Raw genomic sequence first — 19,905 nt, 5'->3', positions numbered from 1 at the left:
CTAAAATAAATACGATATTGTTTTTTAGGAGGAAGCAGGTAATGACGACGAAAGATTCGGCTGATATAAAAGAATTACTGAATGAACGGGAAGGATTTCATAAATGGTGGCGGTTAATCCGGCCGCATACACTGACAGCATCCTTTGTCCCTGTTTTTGTCGGGACAATGATTGCTTTTAATGAAGGTACCATTGATTGGCTGCTGTTTTTTGCGATGATGGTTGCCTCTTTACTGATTCAGGCAGCTACCAATATGTTTAATGAATACTACGATTTTGTACGCGGATTAGATAACGATCAATCGGTCGGAATCAGCGGTTCAATTGTCCGGGACGGGATGCACCCAAAGCGGATTCGTAACATTGCTTTACTTTTTTATGCTATATCCGTTGGAATTGGTGTATACATATGTATCGCATCGAGCTGGTGGATTGCAATTATTGGTTTATTTTGCATGGCAATCGGTTATTTATATACTGGAGGTCCTATTCCGATTTCCTACACACCTTTTGGAGAATTATTCTCTGGTGTGCTGATGGGATCCGTTATTATTGGGATCACCTATTATATTCAAACGGCTTCCGTGACGACGGAAATGATCTGGATCTCCCTTCCAATTACTATATTTATCGGCTGTATTAACTTTGCCAACAATATCCGGGATCGTGATGGAGATGAGAGAGGCGGAAGAAAAACCATTGCCGTTCTTCTTGGTAGACCAAAATCAATCAAGCTGCTTGCTTTGCTGTTTATTGTTTCATTTTCAATCACTATTATTCTTATACTGACAGGCGCTCTGCCCTTATGGTCTTTCCTTACTTTACTGAGTATTCCACCGGCAGCCAGTGTCATCATCCAATTTAAGGGGAAGACAAAAGCAATTGAAATGATGCCGGCAATGGCAAAAACAGCGAAAACAAATACAATTTACGGGATGCTGTTAGGTCTCTCTTTGTTAATTTCCGGATTGTTCTAAAACGAAACTTCACGCAGTAGGGGTTTTTACGGACAGTTCTCTGTGAGAAAAGTGCTTGTTCAAAAAGTCCGATAGAAATTTGATATGTCATGTTGATTGGGCTTTTTGAACATCGTTTATAAGCATTTGTGGATAAATCATTTAGAAAGGATGGTAATCATGCAAGCGGAACATTTAACTAAAGAAGATATCACTTATTTTAAAAAAAGGCTTTTAGACATGAAAGAGGAAGCGGAAGCCCATATAGAAACAGATAATAATCAAGATGATGAACTTGCTTCCGTCAATAATCATCCGGCAGATTTAGGAACAGAGCAGTTTGAACAGCAGCGGGAGGCCGGGTTCAATCTAATGCGAAAAGAAGAGATTACAGAAATTGACGATGCGTTACAAAGAATAGAAGATGGCACATACGGAATCAGTGAAAAATCCGGAAAACCCATCCCTAAAGAAAGACTTGAGGTATTGCCTACTGCAAGCATTCTTGTGGAAGAAGCTTCCGACACAGAATAATTATCTGGGACTAAAAACAGAATAAAAAAAAGCAGAGACTTATTTTATCCAAGTCTCTGCTTTTTTTTGCATATAACCTTCAGCGGAAAGTTTCTTTACAGCTCCCGGCTGAAGGAATTTCACTTTATATAAATCTGGTCCGCTGCTGCTGAATCCAGCTTTGCATTCTATTAAATAACGGGATAAACAAAATCGCGATAATAATTCCTTTAATAAAATTGAACGGAAGCACCCCGCCGATAACGGTAACCCACTTCACTTGCTCAGACATTTCCCAGCCCATAAACCAGCCGTACGCCGGTAAAATGAAGTAATAGTTGAGTACGCTCATGCCAACCGCCATGATAACGGTACCCGCTGCAAGTCCTGTAATAAGACCTTTTAAGCCTTTGACCCGATGATAAATGAGTGATACTGGCAATACAATCATAACCCCTGCCACAAAATTAGATAACACGCCAATCGGCTCTCCAGAACCAGATACAGCCAGATATAACAAGTTTTTAAATCCTACGACAAGCACTCCGGCCAACGGTGAGAATATCAACGATGCGATTAACGCTGGAACATCACTGAAATCGACCTTTAAATATGGTGTTGGTAAAAATGGCAACGGAAAATTGATAAAAAATAACACGAGTGAAATAGTACTTAATAATGCGATAATAATTAACTTTAACAGCTGATTTTTCTTCTTTTTTTGCATCAGTCTGCCTCCTCCATCATTTTTCCGATTCCAACTCGTGATGAAGGTTCGATGCTATTCTTTATTCTGTGTATAACCCAGAAAAGCGGTATCTCTTTACTAAACATTATCATGCCTATCCCGCTAAAAAAACCCTAAAGCTTTTGAGGCTTTAGGGTTCTGTGTCATCGCTAAATAAATACGCAAAAACATACACGTATAGTGAATAAAATAAGCTCGACATCTTCTCCCATCCAGACTATCACTGTCGGTTCTGGAATTTCACCAGATCAACTGTAACGTTATACAGTTCGCGGACTATTTCCGCCGGTCGGGAATTACACCCTGCCCCGAAGATTGGAATCGAATATTTAATTTAGGTATAGTATACCATATAAAACGCATTTGACAAGAGAAAAATTTTTAATTCAATATATCTTCACATTATCCATTTTTCTCATCATATAATGGGTTTAAATTTTCTTTTCCTGTCATATTTTCAAGCATCGTTACTAATAATTCAATTTCCATTTCCATATCTTTTTTACTTACTGTTTCTACAGGTGAATGCATATACCTGAGCGGCAAGGACACCAGCGCTACTGGCACACCTTTGCCTGTATAGCGCATTTTATCTGCATCTGTACTTGTCGCCTTAGGCGTTAACTCATATTGTAAAGGTATGTCTTTTTCCTTCGCTGCTTTTTTCAGCCACTGATTGATTTTACGGTGAATTGGAGCGCCTTTAGCTAAAACCGGACCGCCTTCTAACTCAACTTCCACTTGCTTTTTCGTATTCACATTAGGGTGGTCCGTTGCAAAGGTTACATCCATAGCGATGGCAAAATCCGGCTCTATACCAGCAGCGGCAAAATACGCCCCTCCCATATTTGTTTCTTCATTGACCGTACTTGCGCCATAAACACCAATGGACAAACCTTTTTCAGAGAGTCTGCGAATTACCTCCGCAACCATAAAAGCTCCGGTACGATTATCCAATCCTCTCGCTGAAATATAACGGTCCTGTAATATTTCCGGCTCCGTTTTGAACACACAGAGATCGCCAACCTGCACCTTCCTGAGCGCTTCTCCCTTTGATTGGAAGCCGCAATCAATGTATAAGTCCTGTACATCAAAATCACCCTTTATTCCGCCGAGATGCTGCGCATTTACCCCAACAACACCTGTAAAGGTTTCCTGATAGCCCAGCACCGTTACCCGCATCCCTACAGCTGCTTTTGGATTGACGCCACCCATTTTTTCAAAAAATAAAAAGCCTCGCTCATCGATGCGTTGAATCATTAAGCCAATTTCATCACAATGACCTGCTAAAAGTACTTTAAATGGAGCAGCCGGATTCAATACTGCAATTGCATTGCCGACATGATCTGTTCTGATTTCATCTGCAAACTCCTTAACATAGTGGATCCATTTCTTTTGAATTTCCATTTCCATACTTGATGGAGACGGGGTATGAAGTAAATCCATTAAAAAATCATATTGTTTATCTGCCATTTTATAGCCTCCTATCACCTATTCTTCCATCTAAAGTGATTTACCATTCACGCTTCATTTGAAGGAGGAAGATTTACAGAACCTCTCCATAATAAGTAACAACTGTTTACCAAATTTACAGAAGAAGGTACACTTACTATATCAAATAATTGAAATGAGGGATATAGATGTCATTAAACGAATGGTATGACAAAGGACTTGATCCAGATGAATACATTGAAGCAATGGAAGTAAATAAAGAGGATTTATTATACATCTATGATAATTTTTCATTACCAGCTGATGAAGCCTTTTTTGAAGAAGTTAAAAATAAGAACTTAAGAGCCATTATTCTTACAGAAGATTGGTGTGGCGACGCGATGTTAAATATGCCGATTCTTCTTAAAATTTCAGAGGCTGTCAATATGCCTGTTAAAGCTTTGCTTCGGGAAGATAATCTTGAATTAATGGATCAATACTTGACAAACGGAACAGCAAGATCAATTCCGATTATCATTTTTATTGATTCAGAAGGAAATGAGGCTGGCAAATGGGGACCGAGGGCGTCTAAAATTCAAGCTTATATAGATGAAGCACGTGCGCAGCTTCCTTCTAAGGATGCCGATGACTTTGAGGAAAAACAAAAACAAATGCATCGTTTTATCTCCAAATCTTATCGGGACGACCAAGATAATTGGTCCATTGTTTATGAAAGTATGAAAGAAACGTTGAAAGCAATATAATATTTTCTAAAAGCATCCATTCACTTGTGTAATGGATGTTTTTTTAAAGATGGGAGCGGATATTGTCTACTCCTGCGGGAAAAGCAACAGGTAGACCTGATCAGGAAGCGGTTTTCTTCCGAAGAGACTGAAGCGTTGCTTCGGAAAGCGACTTCCCGGAGCGGACATCTGCTCTCCTCTTTTTCATAAATGCTCCAGACAAAAACACTCCCCCTGGGCATGCAAGGCAGCTGCAAAAGAAAACGAATAATGACCCCTGCTCTCTGCACATACTAACCAATATAGATTGGAGGGCTCCCGATGAACGTACGTTTTTTCAGACTGCTTTATTACCGTATACCCAATATCCTGAAACTCCTGCTGCTTGTACTGATCGCGATGCCGTTCTTTGGATACCTTATTTATTTAATTGAACCGGAAACCTTCCCTTCATTAACAGATGGTATTTGGTGGGCGCTTGTCACCGGGGCGACTGTCGGCTATGGAGATTATGTGCCGGCAACATTAATCGGGAGATTACTTGCTGCATTTTTAATTTTAAGCGGCGGGGGGTTAATTGCATTCTATATTGCATCCTTATCTACGACCGTTATTAAACGTGAAAAAAAATCACAGGAAGGAAAGCTCGCTTTTCATGGAACAGACCATTATGTCTTTATCGGTTTTAATGAACGGACCCGTCAGCTTGTCCATTTAATCATCGAATATTACTACAATAAGAAAATCGTTATCATTGACCGGACATTGAATAACCTCTCTTACACCAAATTGCCAGTCCATTACATTAAAGGCAATGCAACAGAAGATGCCATCCTGCATATGGCCAATATCAAAGCAGCATCCTGTGTTTTTATTGCTGCAGATAATCAAAAATCAGATTATGAATCGGATACACATACTATACTGACTACGATTGCTGTTCGCGGAAATAACCCTGATATCCCTATCGTTTCCGAGATTCTCTCCAAGAAGCAGATTGATAATGCTGCCCGTGCAGGAGCAACAACGATTATCCGATCAAATGATTTTATGAGCAGCCTGTTTTTTCATGAATTGGATCCCGAGGTGCAATCGACACCGTTTGAAGATATTTATCACCTTCTCACCCAGCAAAAATTTGTTCATCGAGCTGTACCTTCTTCTTTAACAGGAAGAACCTATACAGAAGCAGTCACTTCTTTCTTGGAAAAAGAGATTCTAGTAATTGGCATTATTCGTGAAAAAGACTATATCCTTCATCCGGAGACAACATATATACTTGAAGAAAAAGATACCCTTATCTGTCTCAGCAAACGGCAGCATTGAAAGCATAATTGTTAGATTAGCCATTTCCTATAGATTGTGATATACTGTTTTATTGTTGAAAAAGTACGTGTTCAAAAGATGCAGAAAAAGATAACGGTTTTAATCAGCTGATTCTCAGCAAAAATTGATAAAAACCTCACCAAAATCTGGTTTTTCTTTTTCCATCCGCTTTGGATAGCTTATAAAAGGTATAAAAAGATATAGGAGATGTTTAATGTGACTGCAAACGTAGAAATTGGTCAAGTAATAGAAGGAAAAGTAACTGGTATCCAGCCTTATGGTGCATTTGTTGCAATTGATGGAGACACCCAGGGGTTAGTTCATATTTCTGAAATCATGCACGGATATGTAAAAGATATTAATGAACACTTGAATGTCGGTGATACAGTTAATGTGAAAGTCATTCAAATTGATGAAGAAAAAGGAAAAATTTCTTTATCTATCCGCGCTACCGAGGAAGCACCAAAAGAGACGGTGAAACAAGAGAATACCGCAAACAATTATGATTCTAATAATGACTCAAGCGGTTTTAATATTCTGAAGGACAAATTGCAGGACTGGATTGACCAGACACAGAATAAGTAAGACAAAAATCGTCACCCAAGAGCGTTATCGCTCTTGGGTGATTTTCATATTCTGTTACCTCTGTTCTTCGGACTTTGTTTCTCTTCTAAACAGCCTATTATTATCCTCTTTTTTAAGAACATCCCGTTATTTTCAACCTTTTTTCCAGAACGTTATTTTCCTTTTGTGCACCCCCCTTTCAGACCCTTAGCCTTGATTTCATCACATTAATAGATTAAAGTAGAATAAGATATGGAATCAATTTTTAAGGGGGAAATCTAAATGACACATGTTACGTTTAAATATGATAAAGCACTTTCATTTTTTGGCAAAGAAGAGATTAAAAACTTGTCTCCATTTGTATTGCGTGCGCACCAGATGATTCATGAAAAAATTGGTGCAGGTAATGACTTTTTAGGCTGGGTGGATCTACCTAAAAACTATGATCAGGAAGAATATGCACGCATCAAGAAAAGTGCAGAAAAAATTAAAAATGACTCTGATATCCTGCTTGTTATCGGTATCGGCGGTTCTTATCTTGGAGCGAAAGCAGCGTTAGAAATGCTCAACCACTCCTTCCAAAATCTGCTTTCCTCAGAAGAGCGAAAAGCACCTCAAGTTATTTTTGTTGGCCACCACCTAAGCTCTACTTATATGAGTGAACTGACAGATATACTGAAAGATAAAGATTTCTCTATTAATGTTATTTCTAAAAGTGGAACAACTACAGAGCCTGCCATTGCTTTCCGTATCTTTAAAAAGCTGCTGGAAGAAAAATATGGTCAAGAAGAGGCTAAAAAACGTATCTATGCAACAACCGACCGCAAACGCGGCGCATTAAAAACTACAGCTGATGAAAACGGTTATGAAACATTCGTTATTCCTGATGATGTCGGCGGACGTTATTCTGTATTAACTGCAGTAGGTCTATTACCGATTGCAGCAAGCAACATTGATATAGATGCTATGATGAAAGGGGCACAAACTGCCATGGAAGACCTGGCTGTTCCTGACGTCTATCGCAACCCGGCATATCAATATGCAACCGTGCGTAACATTCTGTATCAAAAAGGAAAAGTAACTGAGTTGCTCATTAATTATGAGCCGGCGCTTCAATATTTTTCTGAATGGTGGAAACAGCTGTTTGGTGAAAGTGAAGGGAAAGATCAAAAAGGTATCTACCCGTCATCTGCCAACTTCTCTACAGACTTACACTCCCTTGGACAATATATCCAAGAAGGAAGAAGAAATATTTTCGAAACCATCCTTCATGTGAATGAGCCTAAGAAGAATTTGAAGGTAGAAGAAGAAGAAAATGATTTGGATGGCTTAAATTATCTGGCTGGCAAAAGTATTCATGAAATTAACGATAAAGCATTCCAAGGAACCTTATTAGCACATACAGATGGTGATGTTCCAAACCTGATTATCGAGGTTCCAAAACTGGATGCATATACTTTCGGCTATTTAGTATACTTCTTTGAAAAAGCATGTGCTGTCAGCGGGTATCTGCTTGGTGTTAATCCATTCGATCAGCCTGGTGTAGAAGCATATAAGAAAAATATGTTTGCCCTGCTTGGTAAAGCTGGTTTTGAAGCAGAAAAAGAAGAACTTGAGAAGAGATTGTAAAAAATAGAAAACCTTTCTTTTATGGAGAGAATCCATAAAAGAAAGGTTTTCTGCATTTGTGAGCACCGTTAAATAAGCAATCTTTAATAAAAATAAATTTAATAAACTTTTTTAAAAGTTTTTGGTTTATTTTTATTAACAGCGGGTATTACTATAATTGTAAGGCTTTCTCGTATTCCCCCTGTAGGCAGAGCGTATTCACGCTTTGCTTTTTTTTGTCCTAAAATGAATAACTGCAAGTTTCTGGGGCTCTATACTGAATGTGGTGGTGTCCTCCGTTCCATCGCCAGATGGAACGGAGGCAAAAAAATACACTCCTTTTCCTCTCTCTGATAACCTTGAGTTGTCGAGACAAAAGGAATGGGAGAGGAAAAGAGTGCAACATCATTTTATCACAGAGTTATTAGGAATTAAAGATACACATGTAGATGTGTGGGATATCAGAGAAGAAGAAAGTTATTTGATTGCGGAATTATTCACGAAACAGCGTATGCAGAAATGTCCTTGTTGCGGGAAAAGAACGAAACGGATACACAGTTACCGCTGGCAAAGCATCCAAGGACCAGTGTTAACGACAAAAGAAGTTCATATATCTCTGCGAAAGAGACGTTATATTTGTATGTCGTGTCACCACACATTTTATGAGCGTCTCCAAATGATCCATCGGTATCAACGGTGTACGGCGAGTGTGCAAACGGCAGCGATGATGCATGCCGCTGTAAGTTCCTTTCGTACAGCGGCGCTGGTAACGGGAGTAACAGTGAATCGTGTGTTACGGTGGTTTGATCAGAAGGAACTGCCCACCAGCAAAGTGTTACCGCGAGTCATTGCGATCGATGAGTTTAAAGGCGACGCAGATGGAGAGAGGTTTCAATTGAATGTGGTCGATGTGGAGAACCGAAGAATTATCGATATCTTGCCAGATCGAAAAGTGGAGACCATTGAAGCGTACTTAAATTCCTGCGATACAGGTAAAGTGGAAATGGTAGTAATGGATTTATCTCAAGCGTTTAAACAAGCGATTCGAAAAGCGCTGGGAAACCCATTGATTATCGCTGACCGTTTTCACTTTATGCGTCAGGCCTACTGGGCTTTGGATGAGGTCCGCCGTGAAGTTCAAAAGCAATTGCCCAAGAAAGATCGAATTCGAATGAAACGCTCCAAAAAACTTCTGTGGAAATCATGGACAACCTGTTCGGATGATCAGAAGAAGAAAGTCCAGGAATTATTAAAGATAGATCTCCGTTTAAAGGAAGCCTATGATTTAAAGCATGAACTGGATACGTGGTTTAAGGAAAGTGATGCGCACAATGCCACAGCGGGATTAGAAGCATGTCTGGAAAAGTTGAATGCATCCAGATTAGAAGGATTTCATCGTGTCGCACGTACATTTAAAAGATGGCAACAAGAAATTCTGCATTCTTTTATGTATCCTTTTAATAATGGCTACATAGAAGGCGTTAATAATACGATTAAAGTATTAAAAAGATTATCTTATGGAATTAAACAGTTTGATCGAATGAGAAAGAAAATTCTATGGCAACAAGAGGTAAAGCTTGTGTTAAAGCAAGCTTATAAATAAAGAGGTGGAGGAATGATATTCCACCACCACATTTGACATAGAACCTAAAAAAAGGTAAAGGAGCTTATCGATGCGACGACGGAATAAAAAGTTATGGATGCTCTCTCTAATGATGTTATTTTTTTTATCAGGATGCTTGCTGCCGCATGAAAACTCAGAAACGCTGGAGATGTATAATGCGGATGGAGATCGTGTAGGAACAGCCAGATTAAATGAAACCGATGGCGGTGTTTCTGTAAATGTGGAAGTAGAAGGTTTAAGTCCTGGTTTTCATGCAATACATGTTCATGAATACGGAAAATGTGAGGGGCCTGATTTTTCTTCCAGCGGAAATCATTTTAACCCGGATGGGAAAGACCATGGTCTGATGCAAACAGATGGACCGCACGTCGGTGATCTCCCGAATATTGAAGCGGATGCGGACGGGGCTGTTCAAGAAGAGCTGATTATTAATGAGGCAACATTAAAAAAAGGAAAAAATAGCCTGACGGCAGATAACGGAACTTCTTTAATTATTCATGATGGGGTAGATGATGGGATGAGCCAGCCGGCAGGTAATTCAGGAGACCGTATCGTTTGCGGAGTAATCAGCGGAGATTCTCAAAGCGGGGAAGAGCAGGACGCACCGACTGATCCGACGGAAAATAATGATAAACAGAAAAACGAAGAAAACGGCTAAAGATGTAATTGCATTTGGCTGTGAAATATAATAATGTCTGATTTCATGATAATAGAAACTGCATTCTCCCAAGGATGAATGCAGTTTTTACTCTTTTCTAATTAATTAGTAGATGCTCTCCATGCCTCGACTGCATGAATAATTCGTTGTACGCCTTCTTCAATGGTTGCCCGGGGGCATGCGACATTAATACGCATAAAAGCGTCCCCTTCATCTCCATAGTCCTGACCAGGATTTAAGCCGACTCGTCCTTTATCAATCATGAATCGGTTTAATTCTTTTTTATCCATATTCAGCTGGGAGCAATCTACCCAGACAAGGTAGGTTCCTTCCGACTTGATTACTTTTAGTTCAGGTGCATGAGCGGCAAACATTTCTTTAATATATGCTGTATGGCTTTCAACAACTTCGAGCAGTTCTTCCAGCCAAGGCCCGCCATGACGGTAGGCTGCTTCCATAGCTGTAATAGCCATTCCGTTTAAAGAGTTATTTAAACCTTGACGGAGAAATGCTTTTTCTAATTTTTGTTTGTTTTGCTTGTTTGGCGTCACGGCATAGGAAGCTTGCAAGCCTGCTAAATTAAAAGTTTTAGAGGGAGCCATGCAAGTAATGGTTTTATCAGCAATTTCTTCTGATAAACTGGCAATTGGCAGATGTTTATGTCCTTTGAAAACTAAATCAGCATGAATTTCATCAGAGAAAATCATCGCATCATATTGTAAACACAGCTCTGCCATTTTTCGAAGCTCTTCCTCTGTCCAGACACGCCCTACCGGATTATGAGGTGAACATAAAATAAATGCCTTCACACCGCTTGCTAGTTTCTTTTCCATATCCTCAAAATCTATGGTGTAATAGTCATCTTGTTGAATTAATGGATTCTTTACAACCTCACGGTCCAACACCTTTATAATATTATAAAAGGGTGTGTACACAGGTGTTTGAATCATAATCTTATCGCCGGGTTCAGTGAATGCCTGCAATGCCATATGTAGCGTATTGATCACGCCAGGACTGTAGTTAAGCGAGTCCGCTTGGATATCCCATCCGTGCCGGTTTTTAACCCAATCTGTAATAGAAGATGTGACATCTTCATCGATTACTGTATATCCGTAAATTCCGTGCTCTGCACGTTTAATAAGCGCCTGATTCACAGCTTCCGGGGCTTTAAAGTCCATATCTGCTACCCACATTGGGATAACATCTTCCGACTGGAATCTTTTTTGAAGCATATCCCATTTCATTGATTTGGTTTGCTTACGGTCATGTACCTCTTCAAAAATACTCATTCTTCGTTTGCCTCCTTACATGATTTCATTTTTCTATTATAACAAAGATTCCTCAGAAAGATAGAAAGCTGACCAGAAACGGTTCTATGTCAAATGTGGTGGTGGAATATCATTCCTCCACCTCTTTATTTATAAGCTTGCTTTAACACAAGCTTTACCTCTTGTTGCCATAGAATTTTCTTTCTCATTCGATCAAACTGTTTAATTCCATAAGATAATCTTTTTAATACTTTAATCGTATTATTAACGCCTTCTATGTAGCCATTATTAAAAGGATACATAAAAGAATGCAGAATTTCTTGTTGCCATCTTTTAAATGTACGTGCGACACGATGAAATCCTTCTAATCTGGATGCATTCAACTTTTCCAGACATGCTTCTAATCCCGCTGTGGCATTGTGCGCATCACTTTCCTTAAACCACGTATCCAGTTCATGCTTTAAATCATAGGCTTCCTTTAAACGGAGATCTATCTTTAATAATTCCTGGACTTTCTTCTTCTGATCATCCGAACAGGTTGTCCATGATTTCCACAGAAGTTTTTTGGAGCGTTTCATTCGAATTCGATCTTTCTTGGGCAATTGCTTTTGAACTTCACGGCGGACCTCATCCAAAGCCCAGTAGGCCTGACGCATAAAGTGAAAACGGTCAGCGATAATCAATGGGTTTCCCAGCGCTTTTCGAATCGCTTGTTTAAACGCTTGAGATAAATCCATTACTACCATTTCCACTTTACCTGTATCGCAGGAATTTAAGTACGCTTCAATGGTCTCCACTTTTCGATCTGGCAAGATATCGATAATTCTTCGGTTCTCCACATCGACCACATTCAATTGAAACCTCTCTCCATCTGCGTCGCCTTTAAACTCATCGATCGCAATGACTCGCGGTAACACTTTGCTGGTGGGCAGTTCCTTCTGATCAAACCACCGTAACACACGATTCACTGTTACTCCCGTTACCAGCGCCGCTGTACGAAAGGAACTTACAGCGGCATGCATCATCGCTGCCGTTTGCACACTCGCCGTACACCGTTGATACCGATGGATCATTTGGAGACGCTCATAAAATGTGTGGTGACACGACATACAAATATAACGTCTCTTTCGCAGAGATATATGAACTTCTTTTGTCGTTAACACTGGTCCTTGGATGCTTTGCCAGCGGTAACTGTGTATCCGTTTCGTTCTTTTCCCGCAACAAGGACATTTCTGCATACGCTGTTTCGTGAATAATTCCGCAATCAAATAACTTTCTTCTTCTCTGATATCCCACACATCTACATGTGTATCTTTAATTCCTAATAACTCTGTGATAAAATGATGTTGCACTCTTTTCCTCTCCCATTCCTTTTGTCTCGACAACTCAAGGTTATCAGAGAGAGGAAAAGGAGTGTATTTTTTTGCCTCCGTTCCATCTGGCGATGGAACGGAGGACACCACCACATTCAGTATAGAGCCTTTTTTTATAGTTTAGGCAAAGAAGTAATTTTTAATCAAAAAACTCCTCAAATCTTATTGATTAGAGGAGGTATTTGTCACATTATTATTTTTTTGCGTTTGCTGTAAAACATCCTGGTACTCCTGCTCAAAACGTTCCTGATCTTTTTTCGACTTTTTCATCATCCACCGCATCACTGTGACGGCCAATGCGATAAAAATAATTAGTGATATCACTGCAGGAATATACTCCATTTTATCTTCCGGGAAATAAAGAAATGGCATCATAAAGCTATTCACACCTTTCTGAAGACAATTATATCAAATATTCGATGCATGTAAATATGAGCATTTTTGAAAACCATATGTATATACATAAAAGCGCCCTGAAATCAGGACGCTTTTATGCATCATGTAAAATTATTCACCTAAATGTTCTTTAATTACGTCAGCGATACCGTTTAAAGCATCCGCTTCGTCTTTTCCGTCTGCGCTTACTTCAATTTCAGCACCTTTTGGAATTCCTAAAGACATTACACCCATGATGGATTTAAGGTTAACATTTTTACCTTTGTAGCTCACTTCAATTTCTGAATCAAATTGACCAGCTTTATTTACTAACAAAGTAGCCGGACGTGCGTGTACTCCAGTTTCTGCAGTGATTGTAAAAGTTTGCGATTTCATTATATACAACATCCTTTCTTTTTTTGAAAACCTGTATCGTTTATGTACCAAATTAATTAATTCACATAAACCTATGTTCTATTATATACAAAAATCACGAAATATGAAATACATAACTGCTTTTTTTATGAAATAAAGAATCGGATACGCTTTCATTTTGAATTCACACTTAGTTTAGAAACAACTATACATACACAGCTTTGTGTTCCAATCTTTGAATTTTTCTGCTTTTTATTTTGAAAATGGATTCATTTGTTTTTCAAAAATCTTTATGATACCTTTAATTTAAAGACGGAAACTAATAATGGAGGGATATGAAAATGAGTGTACATATCGGAGCAAAGCAGGGAGAAATAGCAGATAAAATCTTATTGCCGGGTGATCCGTTGCGGGCAAAATACATCGCAGAAAATTATTTAGAGGATGCTGTATTATATAATGAAGTCAGAGGCATGTACGGGTATACCGGCACTTACAAAGGAGAGCGTGTTTCTGTACAGGGAACCGGCATGGGTGTCCCTTCTATCTCCATCTATGTGAATGAGCTGATTCAAAGTTATGATGTCAAAAAACTGATTCGCGTCGGCACATGCGGTGCAATTCAAAAAGATGTCAAGGTCCGTGATGTAATCCTGGCACAGGGAGCCACAACAGACTCGCAAATAAATCAGCTTATTTTTAACGGCATTGATTATGCGCCAATTTCTGACTTTGAATTATTAAAAAATGCTTATGATGCCGGAACAGAAAAAGGATTACAGCTCCGTGTCGGAAATGTATTTACAAGCGATACCTTCTATCGTGATAATGCCAAAGAAGTAAATGAATTACTTGCCAAATATCAAGTGCTTGCCATTGAAATGGAATCTACTGCATTATATACCCTGGCTGCGAAATACGGACGTCAGGCATTATCCATTCTTACTGTTTCTGATCATATCATCACCGGCGAAGAAACAACAGCAGAAGAGCGTCAAACCACATTCCATGAAATGATGGAAATAGCATTAGATACGATTATTCAATAAAACGAAACTTCATTCAGCGGGAGTTTCACGGACGATTCTCCGTGATAAATTATTACAGAGAAGGCTCAAGCACTTCCAGGAATACACTTTTCTAATCTGCAAAACCGCATATTCCTGATAGTACCTGAGCCTTTCTTTTATTCCGGTACAAACTATGGTAAAATAATTAGAAAACTTGGTTGTCACCAAGCCTGTAGGTGACAACCTTAGCTACACTTATGCAGTAAGAAAGTATATACTTTCTTAACTGCCAAAAATTGATGCGTTACTTAGGAAGGAAGTTCCCTCATCCATGACTTTATTAACGAATTTCCCATTATGGGCTGCACTCATTGCGATTGTGTTCGCTCAAGTTATAAAGATACCAATTAAACTGATTTTCACCAAAGAATTTCAGCCTGGACTTGCTTTCAGTACAGGGGGAATGCCCAGCAGCCATTCTGCAGCAGTGACATCGTTAGCTACTGCTGTCGGCATTGCAGAAGGTGTATCATCAAGTGTATTTGCGCTTGCTTGTATATTCAGTGTCATTACCATGTTTGATGCTTCCGGGGTCCGCAGGCAGGCTGGTGAACAGGCAATTGTGATTAATCAGCTCGTCCGTGATTTTCAATTGATTACCTCCAGCGCCAAAGACTGGAGCAAAAAGAAGGAAAACGAAAAAATACAAGAACTGAAAGAATTACTCGGGCACCAGCCGATTGAAGTATTTTTTGGCGCCATCACAGGAATTATTATTGCCTTTTCCCTTGCACCGTTTTTTTCTTATTAATCCATAAGAACCAAAAGACCAATGCTCCTGCTCGGAGCATTGGTCTTTTCTTTTATGTAATCCCGTTTCTCTGTTAAAACATTTGATAGCCGCTTTTCCTTAAAAACCGGATAACCAAACCAGATACAATCGTTCCAATAAAACCAGATAATAAAATCACAATATCAGCAATTGTTAAAGCAACAATTCGTTCTCCAAGCGCCGAAAAAGATTCTCCCGGACTTGTGAAATAGCTGAAAAAAGAAACATTATCTATAATAAAAATCATTAGAATCGGATATAAGCACGCCATCAGCCATGTTTTTCTTAATAACATATTTAATATAAATGCAATTCCAAAAAAGATAACAAAATATAATACAACAGAAACAACAAGTTGAACCATTCTCTTCCCTCCGTCCTTTCTAAGGATGCATACAAAGCACATTTTATCTTAAAATGACAAAAAAGCAAAGCAGCTTCTGCCAACCTTTGCTTTTTTGTCACTATATTTCTATCTATTATTATTTATAATAAATGAAAGTTTCCTTTTTTTAGTAATAATTGCCATCCGCCTAATTGAAATAAATAATGATTATCGTAAATTCGTTTGACTAATACAGCTCGCCATCCAAACACCTTTCGATTCTTTATAACCGCCACTCCGTCTTCTTGACCTAAAGTGGCGAGCATTCCTTGTTTAACCGGCTGACAAGCAGTAAGTTCTTTATTCCGTAACCTGGAAGAAACATTTTTTGCGACTACAGCGGATTCCTCGATAGCTTTTTTTGCAGTTGGAAGGACTTCCTCCCCATGTTCATCTGCTGTATATGCACATTCTCCAACGACAAATATGGAATCATCTTTTGTAGAAAGCATATTGGGATCCACTTCAATTTTTTTATTTTTCAAAGCAAGTCCGGCTTTTTCAAATGCAGGATTGGCCTGTACCCCGCCAGTCCAAATAAATGTGTGTGTACAAATTTTATGATTTTTTCCTTCTGTTTCATAAATAATTTTATTATCCTGACATTCCTTCAGTTTAGCTTGATGGATAATCTCTACTCCTCTGGATTGTAGAGACGTAGCTGCGTAATGTGCCAGTTTCTCATCGAACCCTGGCAGAAGAGATTTACTTTCCTCCAGTATGGAAATATGCACCTGCGTTTTCTCAATGTCAAATTCTCTGCATATCTCTGGTATTTGATTAATCAGTTCCCCTGCAAATTCAACACCTAGAATTCCACCGCCGCCAATAACAATATTTAACTTGCTCTCATCCTTCTTTTCAGCATTCGCATAACTGGCAAAATTATATTCGATATGCTCACGGACAAAACGGGCGCTGTTGATATCCGTGATAGAATAAGCATGTTCATCCAGTCCCGGAATTCCTTCAGCCCTCGGCTCAAAGCCAAGACCGATAACAAGTAAATCATAGTGTAATTCCTTATTTTTAAGCTTGATTTTTTTAGAATTTCTTTTGATAGAAACAACTTCATCTATAATAAAATTTATTTTAGAACGATTAATAATTTCTTTGATTTTTATTTTGGAGCGATCTTGATGCCGTGTACCAGCAGCATTTTCATGCAGACAGCTTGCTTGAAAATGATAGTCATATTTATGAACCAGCGTTATCTCTGCTTCATTCTTTCCAAGCTGTTTCTGAAGCTTAACTGCCGTCATTATACCTCCATAACCCGCCCCTAATATTACAATATGCGGTTTAATCATGGTTTTTCACTACTCCTATTAATTTTGTAATTTATCACTAAAATGCGAAACAAAACGCATTTTGTCATATAAATAACTTCGTTTTGTAATCAAAATGTAATAATACTAACTTATCTTAAATGCTTTAATCAAAAATAGCAAGCTTTAAAACCTCTTTTTTATCTATACCTATGAAGAAAGCATTTAGACATGCTATTATCTAAATGAAAATTTCTTCCCTTTTGAAACGATATAATTCAAACTAAAACAAGTTTGTGATACCATAGGATAGGTAAACGTCTAGAAAGAAAAGAGGTATTGTATGGAGAAAGTTTTTGATGTAACAATCATTGGAGCTGGACCCACTGGCTTATTCACAGCCTTTTACGGCGGCATGCGTCAAGCTAGTGTTAAGATAATTGAAAGCCTGCCTCATATTGGAGGACAGTTAACAGCACTATATCCAGAGAAATATATATACGATGTTGCAGGATTTCCAAAAGTCCGTGCGCAGGAGCTTGTCGACCAGCTGGAAGAACAAGCCAATTTATTCGATCCTGAAATTGTACTTGGACAAGCCATTGAGACAGTGGAACGATTAGAAGATGACAGCTTTCGTCTTGTGTCAAACACCGGGGAAGTTCATTTGACAAAAACAATGATTATCACGGCCGGCAATGGGGCTTTTCAGCCTAGAAGATTAAACGTAGGAGACAGCGAAGCCTACGAAAATACGAACTTACACTATTATGTGACGGATATGAATAAATACAAGGACAAGCATGTTGCTATTCTAGGTGGCGGAGATTCAGCTGTAGACTGGGCTTTGATGCTTGAAAAAGTTGCTTCTAAAGTGACATTGATTCATCGCAGAGACCAATTCCGAGCTCATGAGCATAGTGTAGAGCAATTAGAGGCCTCTGCTGTAGAAAAGCTGACGCCATATGCTCCAACAGCCATTGTAGCAAATAAGAAGATTGAAAAGCTTATTTTACAAAAGATAAAAGAAGAAGAATTGATTGAATTAGAAGTCGATGATGTTATTTGTAACTATGGGTTCATCTCCAGTCTCGGGCCAATTAAAAACTGGGGATTAGAAATTGAAAAAAATAGTATCGTTGTAAATTCTAAAATGGAGACAAATATTCCTGGAATATACGCTGCTGGAGATATTTGTACGTATGACGGAAAAGTTAAACTGATTGCAACAGGATTTGGTGAAGGGCCGACAGCAATCAATAATGCTAAAAATTACATCGATCCCAAAGCAAGAATTCAACCGAAACACTCAACAGCAATGTTTTAAAAAGGGGAATACATGATGGAATAATCGTTTGAATGAGAATTTTCTCTGCTTCAGACGATTTTCTTTTTTTATACAGTTCACTTCATTAAATCCTGGGGATAAAAAGAGCTTGAACACCACATTGTTTAGTTTGAGGATCTTGGAGATATTTTTAGTAGAAATTTAGATAAAAGATTTAAAAGAAAGATTGGCAGTATTTCTCTGCCAATCTTTCTTAATTAACAATCGCCAGGCGCGCCGGCATTTTGTGCAGTGCGGAAGGAAGAGCCGCATCCGCAGGAAATAATTGCGTTCGGATTATCAATGCTGAATCCGCCGCCCATCATGTTTTCTTTATAATCTATCTTGGTACCTTCAATAATTGGAATATCCTGGTTAAAAAAGACGATTGGAATACCGTTAATGGTTTCAATAATATCCAACTCCTCATTTACTTCATCAGCAAAACCCAAGGAGTAGGATAAGCCGCTGCAGCCGCCGCCTTTCACGCCAAAACGAAGCATCGCCTGGTCTGATTCCTCTTTCATCATTTCTTTAATCTGTGCACTTGCACGATCAGTCAGTTCAATAATCATCTTCTGAACCTCCTTTTTTCCTTGTATATCCTATATGTTTAGTATACACCTGAACTTGTCAGAATCAAGTAATTCATTTTAAGCATAAAAAATTCCCGATGCGATGATTTCTGCTCCGCCGGTCATCCAGATATGATCATCCTCTCTCCATTCAATGATTAAATCTCCGCCGGCTAAATGAACAACAATCTTTTTACCTTTGGTTACTTTTTTATTTAATGTTGCTGCAACGACAGCCGCACAGGCTCCTGTTCCGCATGCTTCTGTCACGCCGGAGCCGCGTTCCCAGACACGGAAATGTATTTCCTCATCTGACACAACCTCAATAAACTCTGTATTAACCCCTTCAGGGAAGCGTTCATCCTTTTCAATAACCGGTCCCAGCGTTGTCAGCGGCGCATCATCAATCGCATCCACCATCGTTATCACATGCGGATTTCCCATGGAAACCGCAGTGACATGCAGTGTCTTATCTGCAACCTTGAACGGCTCATTTATAACAGTTGTTCCTGCTTCTCCAAGCATCGGAATCTGTTCTCTTTGTAATATCGGAGCTCCCATATCAATGGTTACTTCGTTGACTTTCTGCTCGTTATTCTCTTTCACAGTAGCCCGAACAATATTAGCTTTTGTCTGTATCGTAAATTCTTTTTTATCCACAATTCCTGTTTCATAAGCATATTTAGCTGTACAGCGCAATCCATTCCCGCAATTCATTCCCTCTGAACCGTCCTTATTAAAGATACGCATACCTACATCTGCTTTTTCTGCCGGATGAATCAAAATCATTCCATCCGAACCAATGCCCGTATTCTGATTTGACATGTTGATAGCTAATTCAGACAGCCGGTTCTCTGGCAGCTCTGTTTGAAAAAGATCAATATAGATATAATTATTTCCCAGCCCATGCATCTTCGTAAAAGGTATTTTCATCTTCTCTTCCCCT

21 protein-coding genes and 1 riboswitch are annotated in these 19,905 nt (G+C 39.0%); of the genes, 11 read left to right on the top strand and 10 right to left on the bottom strand.

Annotated features, from left to right (window positions below; all coding sequences use genetic code 11):
* The first annotated feature begins 41 nt into the window (after nt 1-41).
* Together BN997_RS06410 and BN997_RS06405 are read left to right on the top strand one after the other, a co-directional pair.
* On the top strand, nt 42-977 hold the full coding sequence (locus tag BN997_RS06410; RefSeq protein ID WP_042530684.1) for a 1,4-dihydroxy-2-naphthoate polyprenyltransferase: 936 nt from the start codon (nt 42-44) through the stop codon (nt 975-977).
* A 159-nt stretch (nt 978-1,136) separates the two neighbouring features.
* The gene (locus BN997_RS06405; protein ID WP_042530682.1) at nt 1,137-1,490 is read left to right on the top strand and encodes a TraR/DksA C4-type zinc finger protein; all 354 of its coding nucleotides are present in this window, start codon (nt 1,137-1,139) and stop codon (nt 1,488-1,490) included.
* A 124-nt stretch (nt 1,491-1,614) separates the two neighbouring features.
* Here the strand turns inward: BN997_RS06405 and BN997_RS06400 are convergent, their stop codons facing one another.
* Both BN997_RS06400 and BN997_RS06395 read right to left on the bottom strand, forming a co-directional pair.
* The gene (locus BN997_RS06400) at nt 1,615-2,196 is read right to left on the bottom strand and encodes an ECF transporter S component (RefSeq protein WP_042530680.1); all 582 of its coding nucleotides are present in this window, start codon (nt 2,194-2,196) and stop codon (nt 1,615-1,617) included.
* A gap of 217 nt (nt 2,197-2,413) precedes the next feature.
* Nucleotides 2,414-2,537, bottom strand: a riboswitch (FMN riboswitch).
* Nucleotides 2,538-2,619: 82 nt separating this feature from the next.
* Nucleotides 2,620-3,690: a M20/M25/M40 family metallo-hydrolase gene (locus tag BN997_RS06395; protein WP_042530679.1), complete on the bottom strand. Its 1,071-nt coding sequence runs from the start codon at nt 3,688-3,690 to the stop codon at nt 2,620-2,622.
* Nucleotides 3,691-3,857: 167 nt separating this feature from the next.
* On the opposite strand from BN997_RS06395, the gene BN997_RS06390 reads away from it, so the two are divergent.
* From BN997_RS06390 to BN997_RS06365, 6 genes are all read left to right on the top strand, one after another.
* The gene (locus BN997_RS06390; RefSeq protein WP_042530677.1) at nt 3,858-4,412 is read left to right on the top strand and encodes a thioredoxin family protein; all 555 of its coding nucleotides are present in this window, start codon (nt 3,858-3,860) and stop codon (nt 4,410-4,412) included.
* 300 nt (nt 4,413-4,712) lie between these two features.
* Nucleotides 4,713-5,717, top strand: coding sequence for a potassium channel family protein (locus BN997_RS06385; RefSeq protein ID WP_042530675.1), 1,005 nt, complete (start codon nt 4,713-4,715; stop codon nt 5,715-5,717).
* 216 nt (nt 5,718-5,933) lie between these two features.
* Nucleotides 5,934-6,302, top strand: a complete 369-nt coding sequence (yugI, locus tag BN997_RS06380) for a S1 domain-containing post-transcriptional regulator GSP13 (protein ID WP_042530673.1) — start codon at nt 5,934-5,936, stop codon at nt 6,300-6,302.
* Nucleotides 6,303-6,563: 261 nt separating this feature from the next.
* Nucleotides 6,564-7,910: a glucose-6-phosphate isomerase gene (locus BN997_RS06375; protein ID WP_042530671.1), complete on the top strand. Its 1,347-nt coding sequence runs from the start codon at nt 6,564-6,566 to the stop codon at nt 7,908-7,910.
* Nucleotides 7,911-8,286: 376 nt separating this feature from the next.
* Entirely contained in the window at nt 8,287-9,492 is a 1,206-nt protein-coding gene (locus BN997_RS06370) for an ISL3 family transposase (protein ID WP_042529866.1), read from the top strand.
* A 109-nt stretch (nt 9,493-9,601) separates the two neighbouring features.
* Entirely contained in the window at nt 9,602-10,171 is a 570-nt protein-coding gene (locus tag BN997_RS06365) for a superoxide dismutase family protein (protein WP_244882341.1), read from the top strand.
* 101 nt (nt 10,172-10,272) lie between these two features.
* On the opposite strand, the gene BN997_RS06360 is transcribed toward BN997_RS06365, so the two are convergent.
* The 4 genes from BN997_RS06360 to BN997_RS06345 form a co-directional block, all read right to left on the bottom strand.
* On the bottom strand, nt 10,273-11,460 hold the full coding sequence (locus tag BN997_RS06360; RefSeq protein WP_042530669.1) for a MalY/PatB family protein: 1,188 nt from the start codon (nt 11,458-11,460) through the stop codon (nt 10,273-10,275).
* Between the two features lie 125 nt (nt 11,461-11,585).
* Nucleotides 11,586-12,791, bottom strand: coding sequence for an ISL3 family transposase (locus BN997_RS06355; RefSeq protein WP_042529866.1), 1,206 nt, complete (start codon nt 12,789-12,791; stop codon nt 11,586-11,588).
* 183 nt (nt 12,792-12,974) lie between these two features.
* The gene (locus BN997_RS06350) at nt 12,975-13,187 is read right to left on the bottom strand and encodes a hypothetical protein (RefSeq protein ID WP_042530667.1); all 213 of its coding nucleotides are present in this window, start codon (nt 13,185-13,187) and stop codon (nt 12,975-12,977) included.
* 132 nt (nt 13,188-13,319) lie between these two features.
* Nucleotides 13,320-13,583 (bottom strand): phosphocarrier protein HPr, encoded by a 264-nt coding sequence (locus BN997_RS06345; protein ID WP_042530665.1) that lies wholly within the window; start codon nt 13,581-13,583, stop codon nt 13,320-13,322.
* A gap of 320 nt (nt 13,584-13,903) precedes the next feature.
* Between BN997_RS06345 and deoD the strand changes: the two genes are divergently transcribed.
* Nucleotides 13,904-14,611: a purine-nucleoside phosphorylase gene (gene deoD / locus BN997_RS06340; RefSeq protein WP_042530663.1), complete on the top strand. Its 708-nt coding sequence runs from the start codon at nt 13,904-13,906 to the stop codon at nt 14,609-14,611.
* A 292-nt stretch (nt 14,612-14,903) separates the two neighbouring features.
* A complete protein-coding gene (locus BN997_RS06335) occupies nt 14,904-15,383 on the top strand; it encodes a divergent PAP2 family protein (protein ID WP_042530661.1) in 480 nt (159 codons plus the stop codon).
* A 73-nt stretch (nt 15,384-15,456) separates the two neighbouring features.
* Here BN997_RS06335 and BN997_RS06330 read toward each other — a convergent pair whose 3' ends face one another.
* The gene (locus BN997_RS06330) at nt 15,457-15,768 is read right to left on the bottom strand and encodes a YuiB family protein (protein WP_042530659.1); all 312 of its coding nucleotides are present in this window, start codon (nt 15,766-15,768) and stop codon (nt 15,457-15,459) included.
* 122 nt (nt 15,769-15,890) lie between these two features.
* Nucleotides 15,891-17,099, bottom strand: a complete 1,209-nt coding sequence (locus BN997_RS06325; RefSeq protein ID WP_042530657.1) for an NAD(P)/FAD-dependent oxidoreductase — start codon at nt 17,097-17,099, stop codon at nt 15,891-15,893.
* Nucleotides 17,100-17,400: 301 nt separating this feature from the next.
* Between BN997_RS06325 and BN997_RS06320 the strand changes: the two genes are divergently transcribed.
* Nucleotides 17,401-18,384: an NAD(P)/FAD-dependent oxidoreductase gene (locus BN997_RS06320; protein WP_042530654.1), complete on the top strand. Its 984-nt coding sequence runs from the start codon at nt 17,401-17,403 to the stop codon at nt 18,382-18,384.
* 218 nt (nt 18,385-18,602) lie between these two features.
* Here the strand turns inward: BN997_RS06320 and BN997_RS06315 are convergent, their stop codons facing one another.
* Both BN997_RS06315 and dapF read right to left on the bottom strand, forming a co-directional pair.
* Nucleotides 18,603-18,959 carry a HesB/IscA family protein gene (locus tag BN997_RS06315; RefSeq protein ID WP_042530651.1) on the bottom strand — a complete coding sequence of 119 codons (357 nt, stop codon included), beginning with the start codon at nt 18,957-18,959 and terminating at the stop codon, nt 18,603-18,605.
* A 78-nt stretch (nt 18,960-19,037) separates the two neighbouring features.
* Nucleotides 19,038-19,892, bottom strand: coding sequence for a diaminopimelate epimerase (dapF, locus tag BN997_RS06310; protein WP_042535851.1), 855 nt, complete (start codon nt 19,890-19,892; stop codon nt 19,038-19,040).
* Nucleotides 19,893-19,905 lie beyond the last annotated feature (13 nt).

The sequence above is a fragment of the Oceanobacillus oncorhynchi genome, assembly GCF_000821065.1.
In the GTDB taxonomy this organism is placed as follows: Bacteria; Bacillota; Bacilli; order Bacillales; family Amphibacillaceae; genus Oceanobacillus; species Oceanobacillus oncorhynchi.
This window is presented reverse-complemented; position numbering and strand designations above follow the sequence as displayed.

Coding starts and splice junctions, on each gene's coding strand:
- BN997_RS06410 (WP_042530684.1), top strand. CDS start 42: ATGACGACGAAAGATTCGGCTGATATAAAAGAATTACTGAATGAACGG.
- BN997_RS06405 (WP_042530682.1), top strand. CDS start 1,137: ATGCAAGCGGAACATTTAACTAAAGAAGATATCACTTATTTTAAAAAA.
- BN997_RS06400 (WP_042530680.1), bottom strand. CDS start 2,196: ATGCAAAAAAAGAAGAAAAATCAGCTGTTAAAGTTAATTATTATCGCA.
- BN997_RS06395 (WP_042530679.1), bottom strand. CDS start 3,690: ATGGCAGATAAACAATATGATTTTTTAATGGATTTACTTCATACCCCG.
- BN997_RS06390 (WP_042530677.1), top strand. CDS start 3,858: ATGTCATTAAACGAATGGTATGACAAAGGACTTGATCCAGATGAATAC.
- BN997_RS06385 (WP_042530675.1), top strand. CDS start 4,713: ATGAACGTACGTTTTTTCAGACTGCTTTATTACCGTATACCCAATATC.
- BN997_RS06375 (WP_042530671.1), top strand. CDS start 6,564: ATGACACATGTTACGTTTAAATATGATAAAGCACTTTCATTTTTTGGC.
- BN997_RS06365 (WP_244882341.1), top strand. CDS start 9,602: ATGATGTTATTTTTTTTATCAGGATGCTTGCTGCCGCATGAAAACTCA.
- BN997_RS06360 (WP_042530669.1), bottom strand. CDS start 11,460: ATGAGTATTTTTGAAGAGGTACATGACCGTAAGCAAACCAAATCAATG.
- BN997_RS06350 (WP_042530667.1), bottom strand. CDS start 13,187: ATGATGCCATTTCTTTATTTCCCGGAAGATAAAATGGAGTATATTCCT.
- BN997_RS06345 (WP_042530665.1), bottom strand. CDS start 13,583: ATGAAATCGCAAACTTTTACAATCACTGCAGAAACTGGAGTACACGCA.
- deoD (WP_042530663.1), top strand. CDS start 13,904: ATGAGTGTACATATCGGAGCAAAGCAGGGAGAAATAGCAGATAAAATC.
- BN997_RS06335 (WP_042530661.1), top strand. CDS start 14,904: ATGACTTTATTAACGAATTTCCCATTATGGGCTGCACTCATTGCGATT.
- BN997_RS06330 (WP_042530659.1), bottom strand. CDS start 15,768: ATGGTTCAACTTGTTGTTTCTGTTGTATTATATTTTGTTATCTTTTTT.
- BN997_RS06325 (WP_042530657.1), bottom strand. CDS start 17,099: ATGATTAAACCGCATATTGTAATATTAGGGGCGGGTTATGGAGGTATA.
- BN997_RS06320 (WP_042530654.1), top strand. CDS start 17,401: ATGGAGAAAGTTTTTGATGTAACAATCATTGGAGCTGGACCCACTGGC.
- BN997_RS06315 (WP_042530651.1), bottom strand. CDS start 18,959: ATGATTATTGAACTGACTGATCGTGCAAGTGCACAGATTAAAGAAATG.
- dapF (WP_042535851.1), bottom strand. CDS start 19,892: ATGAAAATACCTTTTACGAAGATGCATGGGCTGGGAAATAATTATATC.